General features: G+C 70.1%; 18 protein-coding genes. 11 read left to right on the forward strand and 7 right to left on the reverse strand.

The annotated features are described in order from the left end of the window. Positions 1-68: 68 nt before the first annotated feature. Together RD110_RS08630 and RD110_RS08635 are read left to right on the forward strand one after the other, a co-directional pair. Positions 69-488: a universal stress protein gene (locus RD110_RS08630; protein WP_076198579.1), complete on the forward strand. Its 420-nt coding sequence runs from the start codon at positions 69-71 to the stop codon at positions 486-488. Continuing rightward, a complete protein-coding gene (locus RD110_RS08635; RefSeq protein ID WP_083686163.1) occupies positions 489-851 on the forward strand; it encodes a TraR/DksA family transcriptional regulator in 363 nt (120 codons plus the stop codon). It begins immediately after the preceding gene. Here the strand turns inward: RD110_RS08635 and RD110_RS08640 are convergent. Then, complete coding sequence (locus RD110_RS08640) at positions 833-3565, reverse strand: bifunctional acetate--CoA ligase family protein/GNAT family N-acetyltransferase (RefSeq protein WP_076198581.1); 2733 nt, start codon at positions 3563-3565, stop codon at positions 833-835. The two genes, RD110_RS08635 and RD110_RS08640, sit on opposite strands and share 19 nt — an antisense overlap. A gap of 252 nt (positions 3566-3817) precedes the next feature. Between RD110_RS08640 and RD110_RS08650 the strand changes: the two genes are divergently transcribed. Further along, positions 3818-5455: a PHA/PHB synthase family protein gene (locus RD110_RS08650; RefSeq protein WP_076198585.1), complete on the forward strand. Its 1638-nt coding sequence runs from the start codon at positions 3818-3820 to the stop codon at positions 5453-5455. After that, the gene (locus RD110_RS08655) at positions 5439-7988 is read left to right on the forward strand and encodes a cation-translocating P-type ATPase (RefSeq protein ID WP_076198587.1); all 2550 of its coding nucleotides are present in this window, start codon (positions 5439-5441) and stop codon (positions 7986-7988) included. The genes RD110_RS08650 and RD110_RS08655 overlap by 17 nt, the downstream gene beginning before the upstream one ends. A 1-nt stretch (position 7989) precedes the next feature. Here the strand turns inward: RD110_RS08655 and RD110_RS08660 are convergent, their stop codons facing one another. Further along, positions 7990-9345 carry an MBL fold metallo-hydrolase RNA specificity domain-containing protein gene (locus RD110_RS08660; RefSeq protein WP_076198589.1) on the reverse strand — a complete coding sequence of 452 codons (1356 nt, stop codon included), beginning with the start codon at positions 9343-9345 and terminating at the stop codon, positions 7990-7992. Positions 9346-9502: 157 nt separating this feature from the next. Between RD110_RS08660 and RD110_RS08665 the strand changes: the two genes are divergently transcribed. Together RD110_RS08665 and RD110_RS08670 are read left to right on the forward strand one after the other, a co-directional pair. Further along, positions 9503-10321, forward strand: a complete 819-nt coding sequence (locus tag RD110_RS08665; RefSeq protein WP_076198591.1) for a universal stress protein — start codon at positions 9503-9505, stop codon at positions 10319-10321. Positions 10322-10334: 13 nt separating this feature from the next. Next, entirely contained in the window at positions 10335-11318 is a 984-nt protein-coding gene (locus RD110_RS08670) for a zinc-dependent alcohol dehydrogenase family protein (protein WP_076198593.1), read from the forward strand. Positions 11319-11358: 40 nt separating this feature from the next. Here RD110_RS08670 and RD110_RS08675 read toward each other — a convergent pair whose 3' ends face one another. After that, the gene (locus tag RD110_RS08675) at positions 11359-12012 is read right to left on the reverse strand and encodes a BON domain-containing protein (RefSeq protein ID WP_076198595.1); all 654 of its coding nucleotides are present in this window, start codon (positions 12010-12012) and stop codon (positions 11359-11361) included. A gap of 246 nt (positions 12013-12258) precedes the next feature. Between RD110_RS08675 and RD110_RS08680 the strand changes: the two genes are divergently transcribed. Next, on the forward strand, positions 12259-13089 hold the full coding sequence (locus RD110_RS08680; protein ID WP_076198597.1) for a universal stress protein: 831 nt from the start codon (positions 12259-12261) through the stop codon (positions 13087-13089). Positions 13090-13144: 55 nt separating this feature from the next. Here RD110_RS08680 and RD110_RS08685 read toward each other — a convergent pair whose 3' ends face one another. Further along, positions 13145-13672 (reverse strand): flavodoxin family protein, encoded by a 528-nt coding sequence (locus tag RD110_RS08685; protein WP_076198599.1) that lies wholly within the window; start codon positions 13670-13672, stop codon positions 13145-13147. A 128-nt stretch (positions 13673-13800) separates the two neighbouring features. On the opposite strand from RD110_RS08685, the gene RD110_RS08690 reads away from it, so the two are divergent. Next, positions 13801-14415 (forward strand): phasin family protein, encoded by a 615-nt coding sequence (locus tag RD110_RS08690; RefSeq protein WP_083686164.1) that lies wholly within the window; start codon positions 13801-13803, stop codon positions 14413-14415. Between the two features lie 67 nt (positions 14416-14482). After that, positions 14483-15052 carry an NAD(P)H-dependent oxidoreductase gene (locus tag RD110_RS08695; protein ID WP_076198603.1) on the forward strand — a complete coding sequence of 190 codons (570 nt, stop codon included), beginning with the start codon at positions 14483-14485 and terminating at the stop codon, positions 15050-15052. Between the two features lie 22 nt (positions 15053-15074). Here the strand turns inward: RD110_RS08695 and RD110_RS08700 are convergent, their stop codons facing one another. Beyond that, on the reverse strand, positions 15075-15860 hold the full coding sequence (locus tag RD110_RS08700; protein WP_157900097.1) for a dienelactone hydrolase family protein: 786 nt from the start codon (positions 15858-15860) through the stop codon (positions 15075-15077). 262 nt (positions 15861-16122) lie between these two features. Here RD110_RS08700 and RD110_RS08705 point away from each other — a divergent pair, with 262 nt between their 5' ends. After that, positions 16123-16542 carry an Hsp20/alpha crystallin family protein gene (locus RD110_RS08705; protein ID WP_076204658.1) on the forward strand — a complete coding sequence of 140 codons (420 nt, stop codon included), beginning with the start codon at positions 16123-16125 and terminating at the stop codon, positions 16540-16542. Positions 16543-16580: 38 nt separating this feature from the next. On the opposite strand, the gene RD110_RS08710 is transcribed toward RD110_RS08705, so the two are convergent. Together RD110_RS08710 and RD110_RS08715 are read right to left on the reverse strand one after the other, a co-directional pair. After that, a complete protein-coding gene (locus tag RD110_RS08710) occupies positions 16581-16949 on the reverse strand; it encodes a hypothetical protein (RefSeq protein WP_076198607.1) in 369 nt (122 codons plus the stop codon). Continuing rightward, complete coding sequence (locus RD110_RS08715; RefSeq protein WP_076198609.1) at positions 16946-17476, reverse strand: universal stress protein; 531 nt, start codon at positions 17474-17476, stop codon at positions 16946-16948. Before RD110_RS08715 ends, RD110_RS08710 begins: the two co-directional genes overlap by 4 nt. A 172-nt stretch (positions 17477-17648) precedes the next feature. Here RD110_RS08715 and RD110_RS08720 point away from each other — a divergent pair, with 172 nt between their 5' ends. Continuing rightward, entirely contained in the window at positions 17649-18278 is a 630-nt protein-coding gene (locus RD110_RS08720; protein ID WP_076198611.1) for a hypothetical protein, read from the forward strand. Position 18279: the final 1 nt, after the last annotated feature.

An 18279-nucleotide genomic window follows, 5' to 3' on the forward strand; every position in this document is an offset into this window, starting at 1 on the left:
TGACGCAACAGGCCTGCAGCCGACCGGCGGATGATGGACAGCCTGAGCATTCTCTCGAAAGGGCCATCATGAAGATCCTCCTGGCTGTCGACGGCAGCGACTACACCAAGCGCATGACCGAATACCTGGCCTCCCACGCCTGGCTCGTCTCTGGCAACGCGTTCACCGTACTCACCACCGTGCTGCCGGTGCCGCACCGGGCGGCCGCCTTCGTCGGCACGGAGACGGTCAAGCTGTACTACACCGATGACGCGCGCCTGGTGCTCGACCCGGTGCGCGATTTCCTGCAATCCCACGGCGTCCAGGCCGAATACGTCTACAAGGTGGGCCATCCCGCGCAGGAGATCGCGCGGTATGCCGAGGAAAATGGTTTCGACCTGGTCATGATGGGCTCGCACGGACATGGTCTGGTGAAGAACCTGGTCATGGGGTCGGTGGCCACCAAGGTGCTTGCGCAATGCAAGGTGCCCCTGCTGCTGGTGCGTTGAATGGACAGGCCGATCGATCACACCGAGGTGCTGCGCTGGCTTGAGGCGCGCAGCGACGAGTTGCGCGCCGAGATCGCTGCGGCGCAGCGGCTGCCCGACAGGAGCCATGAGGTGGGCGACTTCAAGGACGAGGCAACGGACAGCCTCGCGTCGACGGTGTCCGGTGCCGAGGTCGAGCGCGACCTGGCCGAACTGCGTGACAACGAACACACGCTGGCGATCATCCGCCAGGGCCGGTACGGCCTGTGCGAGGACTGCGCAGAGCCGATCGAAGCCGCGCGTCTGCAAGCCCGGCCCGCGTCCACACGCTGCCTGGCCTGCCAGGAGGCAGCCGAACGCCGTCCTCAGGCCGCGGGCAGCTGAAGCTGTGCCGGCGCGGCCGGGGACGATGGGGTCGCCGGGCTGGAGGCGGCCAGTTCCAGGCGGAGCTGGTTCACGCCGTTCGCGCGCTGGACGTTGAAGCCCAGGCTGCGGGCCAGGCCCGCCATGGCCAGGTTGTCGGGCAGGCATTCGGCGACCAGCCGCGCCGCGCCGCGGTCGGCGGCATAGTCCCTCAGCGTGCGCATCAGCGCGGTGGCCAGGCCGTGCCGCTTGACCCAGGAGGCCACCTGCACGGCGAATTCCACGTTCACGTTGTCCGGATCGCTGAGGCCGCAGGCGTAGCCCAGCAACCGCGACTGCTGGGTGTCGGCCGCGTCGAAGGCGACGAAGGTCATCTCGCGGTCGTAGTCGATCTGGCTGTAGCGCGCGAGTTCGGAGCGTGGCACGCAACCGCGCCGCGCGAAGAAACGCAGCCGCATGTCCTCGGTGGGCGCGGTTTCGTAGAAATGGGCGAGCGCGGCTTCGTCGTCGGGCCGGATGGGGCGCAACAGCACCCGCGTGCCATCGGGCAGGCTGCAGGGCCGGGCCAGCTCCGAAGGATAGGGGCGGATCGCCAGGCGGCCGCGGCCATCGCCTCGCAACGGGCCGAGCAGCACCCGGGCGTCCAAGGCGATCACGCCCGCGCCATCCGCGAGCAGCGGGTTGATGTCCAGCTCGGCGATCTCGGCGCAGTCGCAGACCAGCTGAGAGATCCGCACCAGCACCCGGCTGAGCGCGGCGCGGTCTGCGGCCGGCTGATCGCGGTAACCTGCGAGCAGCCGCGCCACGCGGGTGCGTGCCACCAGGTCCTCGGCCAGCGCGGCGTTCAGTGGCGGCAGGGCCACCGCGCGATCGCGCAGCACTTCCACCGCAGTGCCGCCCTGGCCGAACAGGACCACGGGGCCGAACACGGGATCGCTGGCGACGCCGACGATCAGCTCGTGCGCGCCCGGGCGGTGCACCATCTGCTGCACGTTGAAGCCCGACAGCGTGGCCTCGGGGCGCAGGCTGCGCACCCGCTCCAGCATGGCCAGAGCGGTGGCCTCGACCTCGGTGGCGTCGCGCAGGTTCAGCGCCACGCCGCCCACGTCGGACTTGTGCGAGATCTGCGGCGACACGATCTTCAGTACCACCGGAAAGCCGATGCCTTCGGCGGCAAGCACCGCCTGGGCCGGCGTTGCCGCCAGCACCGACGCCGCCACCGGAATGCCATAGGCGGCCAGCAGCTGTTTTGCCGCGCCTTCGCCGAGCAGGGAGCGGCCCTCGGCCAGCGCTGCCTCGATGATGCGCCGTGCGGCGGCCACGTCGGGCTGCCAGTCGTCCGGGCGCGAGGAGGGTGTCTGCAGCAGGGCTTCGCGGTTGTGCATATGGCCCACCACCTGCAGCCAGGCCGACACCGCTTCTTCCGGCGTGTCGTAGGTCGGCACGCCCGCCTCTTCGCAGAAGCGTACCGCCTGCGCGACGGCGCGCCCGCCCAGCCAGGAGGCCATCACCGTGCGGCTGCCCTGGGTCAGCAGCGGCAGGCAGGCGGCCGCGATGTCGGCGCTGGGCACGATCGCGGTCGGCGCCTGCATGAACAGTACGCCGTCGACCTCCGGCGCTCGCATCAGCACCGACAGCGCATCCGTGTAGCGATCACAGGGGGCATCGCCCACGATGTCCACCGGGTTGCCATGCGACCATGCGGCGGGCAGCACCGCGTCCAGCGCAGCCAGGGTCGGGCCCGAGAGCGTGGCCAGGGAGCCGCCGCCCAGCGCCAGGGCGTCGGCGGCCAGCACGCCGGCGCCGCCGCCATTGGTCAGCATCGCCAGCCGGTCGCCCCGGGGCGGGCGGGCACGGGACAGCGTGCGTGCCGCGTCGAGCAGTTCCTGCAGCGTGTCCACGCGCAGCATGCCGGCGCGCCGGATGGCGGCATCGAAGACGTCGTCGCCTCCGGCCAGGGCACCGGTGTGCGAGGCCGCGGCCTTGGCACCCGCGGGCGCGCGCCCGGCCTTCACCACCAGCACCGGCTTGTTGCGTGCGGCGGCGCGCGCGGCCGAGAGGAACTTGCGCGGCTGCTGCACCGACTCCATGTACATCAGGATGGCTTCGGTCCGCGGGTCGCTGGCGAGGTAGTCGAGCATGTCGCCGAAGTCCACGTCGGCGCAGTCGCCCATGGAGACGAAGTGCGAGAAGCCGATGCCATGGGTGTCGGCCCAGTCCAGCATGGCGGTGGTGAGCGCCCCCGACTGCGAGAGGAAGGCCAGCTTGCCGGCCTTAGGCGATAGATGGGCGAAGCTGGCGTTCAGCCCCAGGTGCGGCACCAGCAGGCCGACGCAGTTCGGCCCCAGGATGCGCAGCAGGTGAGGGCGCGCGGCCTGCAGCATCAGCGACTGCAGGCTCTGGCCATTGGCGGTCAGCTTCTGCATGCCGCCGCTGAGCACCACGGCCGCCCGGTTGCCGCGCCGGCCCAGTTGGGCGATCAGCTCCGGCACCGTGGCCGCCGGCGTGCACACCACGGCCAGGTCCGGGGTCTCGGGCAGGCTCTGCACGTCGGGCCAGGCCTGAACGCCGGCCACGCGCCCGTGCCCCGGGTTGACTGGCCACACGGTCCCGGTGAAGCCGGCCGTGCGCAGGTTGCGCATGACGATCTCACCCAGGCTGTGGGGTCGGTCGGAAGCGCCGATCACGGCGACGGTACGGGGCTGGAACAGGTGTTGGAGATGGCGCACGCTCATGGAAGCCCCTTCAGGGATGCGCGACTTTCGCATGCGCCCACCGGACGGCGTTTGACGCGGATCAAGCGGTCCGGCCGTGGCCGTGCTTATGCTGCAACGGCTCGACACCGTGTCCCGCGTAGCCCTGAGGAACACCATGGATTCCGATACGCCAGAGCCGAATGCCGCCGGCGCCAATCCCTATCTCGACCTCGACCGCAGCCTGCATGCCGCCATGGGCAGGTTGACGCAAGGCTTTCACCCGCCTCATTCATGCTGGCCTACCTCGACTGGCTGCTGCACCTGGCGATCTCGCCCGGCCGGCAGCTGGCCCTGGCCGAAGAGGCGCGGCAAGCCCTGCTCCAATGGCTGCCCGTGGCGCCGCCCGCGCAGGAAGGTCAGCCCGCGTCGGCGGAGGATGACGTGCGGGGCGGCGACCGTCGCTTCGACGATCCGGCCTGGAACACCTGGCCCTTCGACATGCTCAAGCGCGGCTTCCTGCTCGGCCAGCGGTGGTGGCAATCGGCCGCCACCGGCGTGCGCGGGGTGAGCCGGCACCACGAGGACGTGGTGGCCTTCGGTGCGCGGCAGTGGCTGGACACCCTGTCGCCATCCAACTTCCTGTGGACCAATCCGCAAGCGCTGCGCGCCGTGCAGCAGGAACGGGGGCAGGGCCTCGCGCGCGGCATGCTGAACCTGATGGACGACGCGGCGCGCCTGGGCGGCGGCACACCGCCGGGCCATCCCAGCCGCTTCCGACCGGGGCACGAGCTCGCCGCCACCCCGGGCAAGGTCGTGTTCCGCAACCACCTGATCGAGTTGCTGCAGTACAGCCCGGTCACGGAGACGGTGTTTCCCGAGCCTGTGCTGATCGTGCCGTCCTGGATCATGAAGTACTACATCCTGGACCTTTCGCCGCAGAATTCCCTTGTCCGCTACCTGGTCTCGCAGGGGTACACGGTGTTCATGGTGTCGTGGCGCAACCCCGGTGCCGAAGACCGGGCGCTCGACATGGCCGATTACCTGGCGCTCGGCCCGGTGGCGGCGATGGACGCGGTGGCCGAGCTGCAACCCGGCCGCAAGGTGCATGCGGCGGGCTATTGCCTGGGCGGCACGCTGCTGGCCATCGCGGCTGCGGCCTGGGCGCGTGAAGGCCGCGACTCGCTCGCGTCGCTGACGCTGCTCGCGACGCAGACCGATTTCGAGGAGCCTGGCGAACTGTCGCTGTTCATCGACGACAGCCAGATCACCTACCTCGAGGACATGATGTGGCAGACCGGCTACCTAGACGGCCCGCAGATGGGCGCCAGCTTCACCTACCTCAACACCCGCGACCTGCTGTGGTCGCGCATGGTGCGCGACTACCTGCTCGGTGCGCGCCTGCCGCCGAACGATCTGACGGCCTGGAACCTGGACACGACGCGCATGCCCTACCAGATGCATGTGCAGTACCTCAAGAGCCTGTACCGCGACAACGCGCTCGCGCGCGGCGCGTACCAGGTCGGGGATCACCCGGTGGCGCTGTCGGACCTGGACGTTCCGGTGTTTGCCGTCGGCACGCTGAAGGACCACATCTCGCCCTGGCGCTCGGTCTACAAGCTGCACCTGCTCACCGATGCGGAACTGAGCTTCGTGCTCACCAGCGGCGGCCACAACGCCGGGATCCTGAGCGAGCCGGGCCATGCGGGGCGCAGCTACCGCATCCATGGCCGCCCGCGCAACGGCAAGTACCTCGGGCCCGAGGAATGGCTGGCGCAGGCCGAGGAGCGCGAGGGGTCGTGGTGGCCGGCCTGGCAGGCCTGGCTGGCCGAACGCTCCGGCCCGCGCACGGCCCCGCCGCCAATGTGCGGCGTGGCCGGCATGGGCCGTGTGCTGCGCAACGCGCCGGGTGAATATGTCCTCCAACGCTGACCCGCTGCAGGGTCTGAGCGAGGTCCATGCGCAGGCGCTGCTGGCCGCTCACGGGCCCAACGAGCTGGCCGCCACGCGGCGGCATGGATGGCTGCACAGCCTGTACGAGGTGCTGCGCGAGCCGATGTTTCTGCTGCTGGTCGCCTGTGCGGCGCTCTATTTCATGCTGGGCGAATGGCGCGAAGCGGTTGCGCTTTCGGTCTCCGTGCTGGTGGTGATGGGCATCACCCTGGTGCAGGAGCGCCGCAGCGAGCGCGCGCTCGATGCCCTGCGCGAGCTGGCCAGTCCGCGGGCGTTGGTGCTGCGCGATGGCGTCCCGCGCGCGGTGGATGCGCGCGAGCTGGTGCCGGACGATGTCATGCTGCTCTGCGAAGGCGACCGCGTGCCGGCCGACGGCGTGCTCCTGCGCGCCCACAACCTCCTGGTGGACGAGTCGCTGATCACCGGCGAGTCGCTGCCGGTCGCCAAGGAGGCCGACGCGGCGGCGCCCGGCGGCGTGCAGCACGGCGCTGCGGTTAGGGTCCATGCCGGCTCGCTGGTGGTGCAGGGCCGGGCCCGGGCACTCGTCACCGCGACCGCGCACCGCAGCGAGATCGGACGCATCGGCGCCGCTTTGAACGACATCGTGCGCGAACGGACACCGCTGCAGGAGGCCACCGGGATGCTGGTGCGCAAGGTGGCCTTCGGCGTGCTGGCGGTGGCGCTCGGCATGGCGCTGGTGCTGGGCTGGACCCGAGGCCACTGGATCGAGGCGACGCTGGCCGCCGTGGCCTGGGCCATGGCGCTGCTGCCCGAGGAGTTTCCGGTCGTGCTGGCGATCTTCCTGGCGATCGGTGCCTGGCGGATCTCGCGTCAGCGCGTGTTGACGCGGCGCATGCCGGCCCTGGAAGCATTGGGCGCGGCCACCGTGCTGTGTGTGGACAAGACCGGCACGCTGACGGAAAACCGCATGCAGGTGGTCAGGCTCTACAGCGCCGACGGCCACATGCAGCGCATCGGCACGGCGCTCTCCACGGCCGGGCTGGCGCCTGCGTTCACCGAGGTGCTGCGGGTGGCGGGGCTGGCCAGTCCGGCCGATACCGCCGATGCGATGGAGCAGGCCATCCAGGCCGCATGCGCCCAGGCCTCGCTGCCCGCGCGGCCCACGGGCTGGGTGCCGTTGCGCGAATACCCGCTGAGCCCGCAGTTGCTGGCCGTGGCGCATGCCTGGCAGCCCGAGCGGGTCGCACCGGCCTTCGTCGCCGTGAAGGGGGCCCCCGAGGCGATTGCCGGGCTGTGCGGCATGCCGCCGGACCGGACGGCCGCGACGCTTTCCACGGTGGAGCAGCTCGCCCACGCCGGGCTGCGGGTGCTGGGCGTGGCGCGTGCCGAGGTCGCCCGGGAGGCACTGCCGGCGCGGCTGGCCGACCTGCGGTTCGAATTCGTGGGCCTGCTGGCGCTGGCGGACCCGGTGCGGCGGGAAGTGCCGCAGGCCATCCGCCGCTGCGAGCAGGCCGGCATCCGCGTCATCATGGTCACCGGCGACTTCGCCGGTACCGCAGCCAGCATCGCCACCGAGGCCGGCATTGACGCGGGCGAAGGCATCCTCGCGGGCGCCGAGATCGACGCGCTCGACGAGACCGCCCTGGGCGAGCGCCTGCGTCGTGTGCGGGTGGTCGCACGGGCCGTGCCCGCGCAGAAACTGCGGATCGTGCGGGCGTTGCAGCGCAACGGCGAAGTGGTGGCGATGACCGGCGACGGCGTCAACGACGCGCCGGCGCTGCGCGCGGCCGACATCGGTATCGCCATGGGCGGGCGCGGCACCGACGTGGCCCGCGAGGCGGCCGATCTGATCGTCACCGACGACCGCTTCAGCTCCATCGTCGAGGCGATCGCCGTCGGCCGGCGCATCTTCGCCAACCTGACGCAGGCTTGCGGTTACCTGGTGGCCATCCACATTCCGATCGCGGGTCTTTGCCTGCTGCCTGTGATCGGCGGCGGACCGCTGGTGCTGCTGCCGATCCACATCGCCATGCTCGAGCTGATGATCGATCCCGCGTGCTCGCTGGCCTTCGAGGCGCAGCCCTCCGAGTCGCAGGCGATGTCGCGCCCGCCGCGCCGCGCGCGCAGCTCGCTGTTCGGCGATGCCGGCGTGTGGCCGTGGGTCGTGCGCGGGCTGCTGGTGCTGGGCTCCGTGCTGCTGGCCTGCGCCGCGGCCCGCGCCGCGCGGCTCGACGAGGAAGGCGTGCGCACCGCGGCCTTTGCCCTGCTGGTGCTCGGCAACGTGGCGCTTCTGCTCAGCTATCGCACCGGCGACAGGCGCCCGGCCGACGGCGCTGCGGCGGTCAGCCTGGCGATGCTGGCGTCGATCGCCGTGGCGCTGGGCATGTTGGCCACCGTGCTGGCTTGGCCGGCCGCGCGGGATCTGTTTCGGCTCGCATGGCCCTCGCCGGCGCAGCTCGGCATCGGCCTGGCGATCGCTGGATGCAACTGGGCCTTGCTGGCACTGGTGTCCCGCAGCCTGGGCACGCGGCGGCCGGCTTCGATACCGTGACTTAGATCTCCACGCTCTGCAGGTACTGCGCCGCCTCGCAGGGGAAGCGCAGATCGGCCTGGATCGACAGGCGCAGCGCGTCCGCCGCCTCCGGCTCGCCGTGCGTGACGTAGACGTGACGGGGCGCACGCGGCAGCGCCGCCAGCCAGGCGAGCAGGCCTTCACGGTCGGCATGGGCGGAGAGGCCTTCCAGGTTGGCGACCTCGGCGCGCACCGGTATCCATTGGCCGTGGATCCTGACCTGGGTCGCACCGCCGACCATGGCCGCGCCGCGCGTGCCCACCGCCTGGTGGCCGGTGAAGAGCACCGTGTTGCGCGCGTCGGGTGCATAGGCCTTCAGGTGGTGCACCACGCGCCCGCCGGTGGCCATGCCGCTGGCGCTGATGATGATCGACGGCATGTGCAAGGTGTTGAGGGTTCTGGATTCCTGCTCGGTGGTGACGATCCGCACCCCATCGCAGAGGCCGCGCGTGTCTTCCGGCGACAGGCGATGCTCGTCCGCGTGCCGCTGGAAGATCGAGGTGACGTTGGCCGCCATGGGGCTGTTCAGGTAGACCGGCAGATCGGGAATGCGCCCGCCGCGTTTCAACTGCTGGACCATGTACAGCAGCGCCTGCGCGCGCCCCACGGCGAACGCCGGCACGACGACGATGCCACCGCGGGCGGCGGTGCGTGAGATGACCTCGCCGAGTTGCTGTACCGGGTCACCGGGCGGGTGCGAGCGGTTGCCGTAGGTCGACTCGATCAGCACCACGTCGGCCGCAGGCGGCGGCGCCGGCGGCTTCATGACCAGGTCGTCGCTGCGTCCCAGGTCGCCCGAGAACAGGATCGAACGGCCTTCGCCGCTCAGATGCAGACTCGCCGCACCCAGGATGTGGCCGGCGTAACTGAAGCGCGCCGTGAGCCCGGGCAGCGGCGCGAAGGCGCTGTCCATGGCCTGGCCCGCCATCAGCGACTGCACCTTGCGCGCGCTGTCCTGGGTGTAGAGGGGAAGTGCCGGCGCGTGTTTGCTGAAGCCGTGCAGGTTGGCGTAGCGGGCCTCCTCCTCCTGGAGATAGGCCGAATCCAGCAGCAGCAGGCGGCACAGCGCGACCGTGGCTTCCGTGGCGATGACTCGGCCCCTGAAGCCCAGGTCGTACAGGCGCGGCAGGAAGCCGCTGTGGTCGATGTGCGCATGGGTCAGCACCACGGTGTCGATGCTGGCCGCATCGACCGGCAGACTCGACCAGTTCTGCCGACGCAGTGGCTTGAGCCCCTGGAACAGGCCGCAATCGACCAGCAGCCGGCGGCCGGCGTGTTCGACCAGGTATTTCGAGCCGGTGACCGTGCCCGCGCCGCCGAGAAAGCCGAGTTTCATGAACGTCCCCAATCAAGCCGGCGGGATCCGCCTTGGATGCATGGCTCCAGTGTCTTCAACGTCCGCATGCGACCGATTGACGCAGGTCAATGACCGTTGCCGCACGCGCCCGTACCGTCGAAGCGTTCACGACACCCTCGCAGGCAAGGAGACCATCATGGCGGACATCCAATCGATCCTGGTACACCTGGACAGCTCGGAGCGCTGTGCCGAACGCATCCGCGTGGCGCAGCGGCTGGCCGAGAGCTTCGATGCGACGGCCATCGGCGTGTACGCCGTGGTCCCTTCGCTGCTGCGCCATCCCATGGGGCTGGACGGCATGGCCGGCGCCATGGGGCTGCAGGAGTACGACGACGAATGCCGCGCCAGGGCCTGCCGGCTTTGGAGCAGCCTCGCGGGCACTTCGGCGCGCATGCGCTGGACCGCTTCGCCGGGCGATTCGATATGGAACTTCGAGAGCCGTGCCTTCTACGCGGATCTGCTGCTCCTGGGGCAGCGCGACGAGGCCGATGCCGTGGTGGACGAAACCCCGGCGGATTTCGTGTTCCACCAGGTGGCCCGCAGCGGGCGGCCGGTCATGGTGCTGCCCAGCGCCGGCAGCTTCGACCGGGTGGGCGAAACCGTGCTCATCGCATGGAAGGAAACCCGCGAAGCCGCACATGCCGTGGCTGCCGCGCTGCCCTGGCTGCGCAAGGCGAGGCAGGTGCACGCCATCAGCTATGCCGAGGACGAGGGGGCTTCGCTGAATGCGCTGCACGACTACCTGGCGCGGCACGGTGTGGCGATCATCCAGCATGCGTCGCAGGCGCGCGATGTGGCCGTGGGCGAAGACCTGCTTTCGCGCGCCGCCGACATCGGCGCGGACCTGCTGGTCATGGGCTGCTACGGCCACAGCCGCGCGCGCGAACTGGTGCTGGGCGGTGTGAGCCGCACCATCCTGCGCTCGATGACGCTGCCCGTGCTGATGGCGCATTAGCCGGGAGACGACCATGCACGCGATGCGCCTGCTGGCCACCTCGCGTCCGCTGCAGTGGACCGAGCTGCCCGATCCGGTGCCCGGTGCGGGTGAGATCCGGCTGCGCGTGTCGGCATGCGGCGTGTGCCGCACCGACCTGCACGTGCGGGACGGCGAACTGCCCGGCATTGCGCTGCCGGTGACGCCGGGCCATGAAATCGTCGGCCATGTCGACGGGCTCGGTGCCGGGGTGACGCAACTCGCCATCGGCGACCGCGTCGGCGTGCCCTGGCTCGGCGCCACCTGCGGCACGTGCGCCTATTGCCTGCGCGGCGCCGAGAACCTGTGCGACAACGCGCGCTTCACCGGCTACACCCGCGACGGCGGCTACGCCACACAGGTGGTGGCCGATGCCCGCTTCGCGTTCAGGCTTCCGGCAGGGGGCGACGATGTTGGCTTTGCGCCGCTGCTGTGCGCCGGGCTCATCGGCTGGCGTTCGCTGGTCGCGGCGGGCAAGGGCACGCGCATCGGACTCTACGGCTTCGGCGCGGCAGCCCACATCGTCGTGCAGGTGGCGCGCTGGCAGAAGCGGTGGGTGGCCGCCTTCACCCGGCCGGGCGACACGTCGGGCCAGGCCTTCGCGCGGGAATGCGGCGCCGACTGGGCCGGCGGCTCGGACCAGGCCGCACCGCAGCCGCTCGACGCGGCCATCATCTTCGCGCCCGCGGGGGACCTGGTGCCGTTGGCGCTGCAGGCCGTACGCAAGGGGGGGCGCGTGGTCTGCGCGGGCATCCACATGAGCGACATCCCGGCTTTCCCCTATCGGCTCCTCTGGCACGAGCGGCAACTGGTCTCGGTCGCCAACCTGACCCGCAGCGACGCCGAGGATTTCCTGCGCCTGGTGCCGCTGGTCGGCATCCAGACCACGACCACGGCCTATCCCCTGCGCGAGGCGAACCGGGCGCTGCTGGACCTGCGCGAAGGCCGTGTGCACGGCGCGGCCGTGCTGGTGCCCTGACCGGCCGACCTGCCCGCATCGCCGGTCAGCCAGTCAACCCTCAGTAGGTGACTTCGATGTGGTTCACGACGGTCGCCACGCCCGGTGCGGACCATGCCGCACCTTGCGCTGCCGTGCGTTCCGCCCAGGAGTGCACCTTGCCGCGCAAGGTCACCTGGTTGCCGCTCACCGACACCTCGATGTGCTTGGCTTCACGCTCGGCCTGGCGTTCGAGCGCGCCGTGGATGGCCTGTTCGATGTTCTTGAGCGATGCCCTGGGAACGATGGCGACATTGTTGGTGACACCCGTCACCCCGAGGAGATTGCGCACGGCGCGGTGAGCGGCACTGCGCTGGTAGTCCCATTCGACTCTGCCGTCCAGGGTCACCCACCCGCCCTCCACCGTGGGACGCACCGCATTGCTTGGCACCAGCGCGTCCCACTCGAGGGCCCGCTCGGCCGCGGCGGCGATGTCGGCGTCGGTCCTCTGGCTGCTCAGGGGCAACTGGACCTTCAGTTCGACCGCCACCCCCTTCACACCGGCGACACGTTGCGTCGCGCGCTCGGCGGCATGTTTTTCCGCATACGACTTCATGTGCCCCGTCAAGGTGACGATGCCATCCTTGACGATCACGCCCACATCGGTTTCGTCGACGTCCGGCGTCCATTTCAGTTCGGCGAGCACGTCGTCGCGCAGTTGTAGATCCGTTTTCATGAGATGTCCTTTCGTTGAAGTTCAGAACGCTTGGCACCAGGCCACTTGAGGGCCTGCCGAAGCAGTCTAGAAAGCCTGCGGGCGGGTGTCTTGCGGTGGATCAAAGGGCGATCCGGCTGCTTCGCCTTCGGCAGCGTTCTGGCCGGCGCGACCGCGGCGTCACTGCGGCGATTGACATGGCGCAATGCCTCGGCGGCCCCGAGCCTGTAGCTTCGGGATTCGATCCAAACCATCACGGAGCCGCCCATGCAGAACCTTCGCTCGATCCTCGTCCACATGGACAGTTCATCCCACGCCGCGCGGCGCATCGAAGTCGCACGGCAGGTGGCTGAGTGCTTCGGCGCCGATGCCACGGTGCAGTACGCGGTGTTGCCGGCGGAACTGCGCGTCACCGCCTCGCTCGAAGGCGGCGGCCAGGCGATCGCGACGATGCGCGAACTCGACGCGGAGCGGCGCGCGAAGGCCTTGCGCATCTTCGAATCGCATGCGGCCGCGTCGCCGCGGCTGAGTTGGGGCGACAGCCTGCGCGATGCACATTGCGGCCTGGCCCAGCGAGCGCTCTACGCCGACCTGCTGATCCTCGGGCAGCGCGATCCCGACGATGAAGCCGGCGGCGACGTGCCGGCCGACATGGTGCAGACCCTGCTGGTCACCACCGGGAAGCCCGCGCTCGTGTTGCCGTATGCAAGCCCTGTCGGCCACGGCCAGCCGCCTGGCACCACCGTGCTGCTGGCCTGGAAGGAAACCCGCGAAGCTGCGCGTGCGGTTGCGGCGGCCCTGCCCTGGCTTGCGCGTGCGCGGCAGGTGCACGTCGTGAGCTACGGTGACGATGCCAGGCCGGGGCTGGACCGCATCGCGCAGTACCTGGGGCGGCACGGGATCACGGCGGCGGTCCATGCCGCGGGTGCGGAGCGTGGCGACATCGGCCAGAACCTGCTGTCACGGGCGGCGGACCTCGGGGTCGACCTGCTGGTGATGGGCTGCTACGGCCACAACCGGTTGCGCGAGTTCGTGCTCGGCGGCATGAGCCGGACGGTGCTGCAATCGATGACGGTGCCGGTGCTGATGGTGCATTGAGCCGGCCTGCCGGCCATGCCACGACGGGTCGTCGACCGGCGGCCCGGCCCGGTGTTCACGCCGTGTGCGGCGAAAGCTCGTGGGGGCGCAGCGGCGTGTCGGCGGTGGCCGCGCCTTCCACCGCCGCGGCGAAGGCGGGCAGCCGGGCCACGCACGATCCGTCGTCCACCTCGCGCGACGTGAAGGCCATGCTCAGCAGCGGCGCACGGCCGGTGAGCGCGCCGATCTCCGCCACGGCATTGGGTGCGCCGCGACCGCCCATCACCGAGAGCACCGCATAGTGCCGCAGTTCGGCGCCGTGCGACGCGATGAAGCTGCGCATCGGCCCGGCCAGCCGGTACAGCCAGATCGGCGCGAGCAGGACCACCGCGTCGAAGTCCCGCAGCGCGGGGCCTTCGTAGCGGATCGGCGGCTCCCGGCTCAGCCATGAATCGGCCACACAGCGCAGCACGCCCCGCAAGCCGACGCGCACATGGGGTTCGCGGATCTCGCCCAGGGGCCAGCCGAACTGCGTGTTCAGCAACTGGGCCAGGCGGCGGCAGGTGCCGGTGCTGGAATAGAAGACGACCAGTGTCTTGCGCATGGCGAGCCCCTTGCGAGAATGGCGATGGATCGACTCTATGGAATTGCTGCGTTCCTGCCTTGCGATGGATCAAGGCGCCGTTGGTGCCCGCGCCTACAGTGGCAGCACCCATCCCTCAGGAGCACGCCATGACACGCACCACGACGAAGTCCATGTCTTCAACTGCCGGAGGCGCAGATGCGGCACCGGGCGAGTCTCCGGAGGCTGCATCCGCATCTTCCGGTCTGCAGCTGCAGCAGATGCAGCAGCTGTGGCTGCACGGCCTGGAGGTGTCGAGGCGCGCCCAGGCCAGGATGGCCCGCACCTTCGCCGAGGACATGTCCGAAGCCGCCCGCAAGTTGGCGGCCAGCAAGGAACCCAAGGATTGGCTCAACGTGCAGGCCGAATTCCTCGGCAAGAGCATCGTCAATGCGCTCGCCGCGCAGGGCGATGCCCTGGCGGCCTGGGGTGATCTGCAGGCCGCGTGCACGAAGCACCTGGTCCATGCGGGCCCGATACCGAAGGGGGAGGCGTCCAAACGGCTGAACGGTGAGGCCACCGCTTCGTCCGGGCAGGATGCCTGGGCGTCGGCATGGCAGCAAATGGGGAACGCCTGGGCTGCTGCCCTGGCGCCGGCAAAAGCCGCCGCCACACCCTCATCCCCACTGGCCGCCGATGCCTGGCTGGAGACGGTTCGCGCCAATGCCCAGAAGATGACCACGGCCTGGGTCGAGGCAACGCGGGCCGCGGCACAGGCCGGCTGAGCGGCGGCGGGCGCGCAACCTTCTCCGCTGCGCTCCGGCGCAACCCAACCTTGTCTCACAGGTCCACATGACCAAGCATATCGTCATCCTTCAGGGGCACCCTGACACCGAGGGATCTCATTTCTGCCACGGGCTGGCGATGTCCTACGCCGACGGGGCCAGGGCGGCCGGGCACGCGGTCGAGTTGTTCGAGGTGGGCGCCATGGACTTCCCTCTGCTGCGCAAGAAATCCGAATGGGACAGCGGCGAGGTGCTGCCGCAACTGGCGCGGGTGCGCGCGGCGATCGAGGCGGCGGACCAGTTGGTGGTGGTCTTCCCGCTCTGGCTCGGTGACATGCCGGCGGTGCTGAAAGCCTTTTTCGAACAGGTGCTGAGGCCCGGCCAAGGCGGGACCACGCCGCCCACCCGCGGCCGGCGTTGCGCGGCCCGGGTGGTGGTGACGATGGGAATGCCGGCCACGTTGTACCGCTGGTACTTCTGGGCGCACAGCCTGCGCTCGCTCAGGCGCAATCTTTTCGGCTTCGTGGGCATCAAGCCGGTGCGCATCACCCTGGTGGGCTCCATCGAAGCCATCGGGCCGGCTCGGCGCGGCCGCTGGCTTGCGCATCTGCACGCCTTGGGACGCGCGGCGGGCTGAGCGCCGGGCCGTCGCCAGAAGCTCATGCGTGCTGCCGGGCCTGTGGCTGCGCCTGCGGCGCGGTCGCCAGGCGTGCGGCGAACCACTCGGCGGCCAGTTGTGCGATCTGCTCGTTCGCGGCGGCTCCGTCGGCGGGCAGGTCGGCAGAGGCGATCACCGCGATCTGGCCGTTGGACTTGAGCATGTCCAGTGCCAGGCGGTTCAGCGCGAGCACCAGCGGGTCGGCATCGCTGGCGATGAGCAGGGTGGGCGTGCGCACGGCCCGCAGCATCGGCATCACCATGTCGGGGCGGCCGCCGTGGGTCACCACGCCGAAGATGCGGTCGCGGTTCGCGGCCGCGGCGGCCAGCACCGCGGCACCGCCGATTTCCGCGCCGAAGAGCCCGATCGGCAGGTCGCGCACGCCGGCTTCGCTGCGGGTCCATTCGATGGCCTCGGTGAGACGATCGCTCAGCAGGTCGATGTCGAACACCTTGGTGCGGTCGTGGGCTTCCCGCGGCGTCAGCAGATCCACCAGCAGTGCGCCCAGACCCTGGCCGTGCAGAGATTTGGTCACGCACAGATGGCAGGCGTTGTGACCACTGCCGCCGCTGCCCGGCGCGAAGATGACGAGTCCGCGGGCCAGCGGCGGCAGACAGAGCTCGCCTTCCACGCCATTGGGGCCGATGTGCACGCGCAAGCCCCGAAGGGGTTCGGTGCAGGACGCGCCCTTGCGGCAGCGACCCGCAAAGGCAGCCTGCGCCAGACCGGCGCGGCTGCCGGGCGCGAGCCTGACCGGCAGAACTGGCGACGATGCGATTGAAGCCATGATGAACCTTTCCAGCCGCGCGCTGAAGAAAAAGCATCCGCGGCCATGAACGCATGCAGGCATTTTTCGCCTTGCGCGCGGCATCGTGTTGATGCGCATCAAGCTGTGCGTCGATGCGTACCAATGGCCGTTTGGCGGGCGGCGTGATGCGGCTGGCTTGATCTTGCGCAACGCTGGCGGCCACATCGTTTTCTAGACTTTTTCTCACCGGTCGCCGGTATGGGTGTCCGGTTCGCAACCCTTCCAACCCAAGGAGAAAACCATGAATGCATTGACCCGTTTCGATCGCTTCGACGATCTTTTCCCCGACATGTTCCGACGGCTGGCCCGGTCCACCGGCCTGCGTGACGACGTGCCCGGCGACATCCGCCTGGACGTGACCGAGAACGACAAGGACTTCCAGGTGCGGGCCGAGATTCCGGGGGCGAAGAAGGAGGACATCCGCGTGACGGCGGACGGCAACTACATCACCATCTCGGCCGAAGTGCGCCAGGACCGTGAAGAGAAGTCCGGCGGCCGCGTGCTGCTGAAGGAGAGTTATGTGGGCAGCGTTTCGCGTGGGTTCTCGCTGGCCCAGGAGGTCGACACCCAGGCGGCCGTGGCCCGGCTCGAAGACGGCGTGCTCAAGCTCACGTTGCCCAAGCGCGAAGGGGGTGGCAGCCGCGCGATCGCGATCCAGTGAGGTGCCGCCGGGCGCGGCGATGGACCGCGCCCCGGCCTTCAGCTCGCGCCAGCGCCCGGCCGCAGCGCCGCGGCCTCGGCGCCGGTGCGGATTGCGCCCAGCCGGCCGCCGGGCGGTTCGAAGTTGTAGAAGGTATCGTTGAGATGACGCGTGACCTCGACGACGTCTTCCTCCGTCCAGCGCAAGGCGGCCACGTCCTGCCAGCGGCGGACCTGCGCCTGCAGACTCTGCCAGTCGGTGGCCAGGCGCCGTGCTCGCCAGTGCACCTGCGTCGTATGGCAGGCCGCGCACTGCGTGGCATACAGCATGGCGCCGCGCGAGGCGGGCTGCTCAGCATGCGCCTGCGGCCAAAGGCCCAGCACCAGCGAGGGCCATAGCCCCAGCAGGGCCTGTCTGGTGGCTTTCATCCGAGCGCCGCCACCGTGCTGGCCGTCGCGCCGGCCAAGGCCTTCACTTCGGCGGCCACCGCTGCGCCACCGGCCTCCGGTTTGGCGCCGTGGACCAGCAGTACCGGCACGTTCGAAGATCGCACGATGCGTTCCGCATCGCTGCCCAGCATGAGCCGACCCACGCCGCGGCGTCCGTGCGTACCGAGCACGATCAGGTCCGCCGGCCACTGTGCCGCCTCCTTCTGGACGATGTCGTCCAGCGCTCCGAGCAGGCCGTCGTGCAGCTTGATCTCGACTTCGACGCCGGCTGATTTGGCCGTTGCCTGGCCTTTTTCCAGGATGTCCATGCCGTTGTCGCGCAGCACTGTCAGCCAGTCGCCGGGGTATTCGCCATACGCGGCCATGCCGAAGCCGAAGGACTGGTCGTCGATCACGTGGATGAGGCGCAGCCGGCCGCCACTGCCGCGGGCTAGCCGGATGGCTTCGGCGAGGCCGGCGTCTGAGGTGGAACTGCCGTCCACCGGGACAAGGATTCGTTGGTACATGGCAACCTCTCGGTGTGGATGGGGGTACCGGCAGTATTGGTAGGCATCGGACAGAAATGCTTGATGCAGGTCAAACAGGGGGCAGCCTGGCGCTGATGGGTTGCGTTGGCGCAAGGCGGCGGCCACTTAGTGTGTTGACACTGGTGCTCCACCGAATTGCAGGAGAAGCCCCATGGCAACCAGATATCTTCACGGCGTGATCGGCCTGGCCTTCGGGCTGGCCGTTGCCGCGGCGCAAGCGCAAACTTCCCCTTCGTCCGCTCCGTTGCCCGCGCCGGCGGCGTCCGGCCAAGCCGGTACGAACCGCGCGAAGGGCGGCGATGCGGCCACGGCGGCGCGCGATGCGGACGCGGCCGGGCGGCAGGCGCAGGCGCAGGCACGCGAGGCGGCCGAGCGAAGCCGCGTGCTCAGCGCCAAGGTGTCGCAGGCCGCGGCGGATGCGATCCGCCGGCTCGCGCGCAAGGCCGCCGAGCGGGCGATCCGTTTCGACGAAAAGGCGCATGCCGCCGCGCACAATGCGCTCGACGATGCGCGCGCTGCCGCCGAACATGCGGCGGACGAAAGCCGCAAGGCTGCCGACGCTTCGCGCGAGGCCCTGGCACGCGCCGAGGAAGCCGCGAAACAGTTTGCCGCGTCGACCCGTGACGAGGCCGAGAAGGCGGCCGCGGCGACGCGCGATGCCCTGCACAAGGCCGACGAGGCCATGCATGCGGCGGCGGGCGCGGCCCGTGAGGCCGCCGCCAGGACCATGGAGGCGGCCAGGCACACCGTCGGTGCCGGCCGCCCCGCGCAGAAGGGCTGAT

The organism is Rhodoferax koreense, assembly GCF_001955695.1.
In the GTDB taxonomy this organism is placed as follows: Bacteria; Pseudomonadota; Gammaproteobacteria; order Burkholderiales; family Burkholderiaceae_C; genus Rhodoferax_B; species Rhodoferax_B koreensis.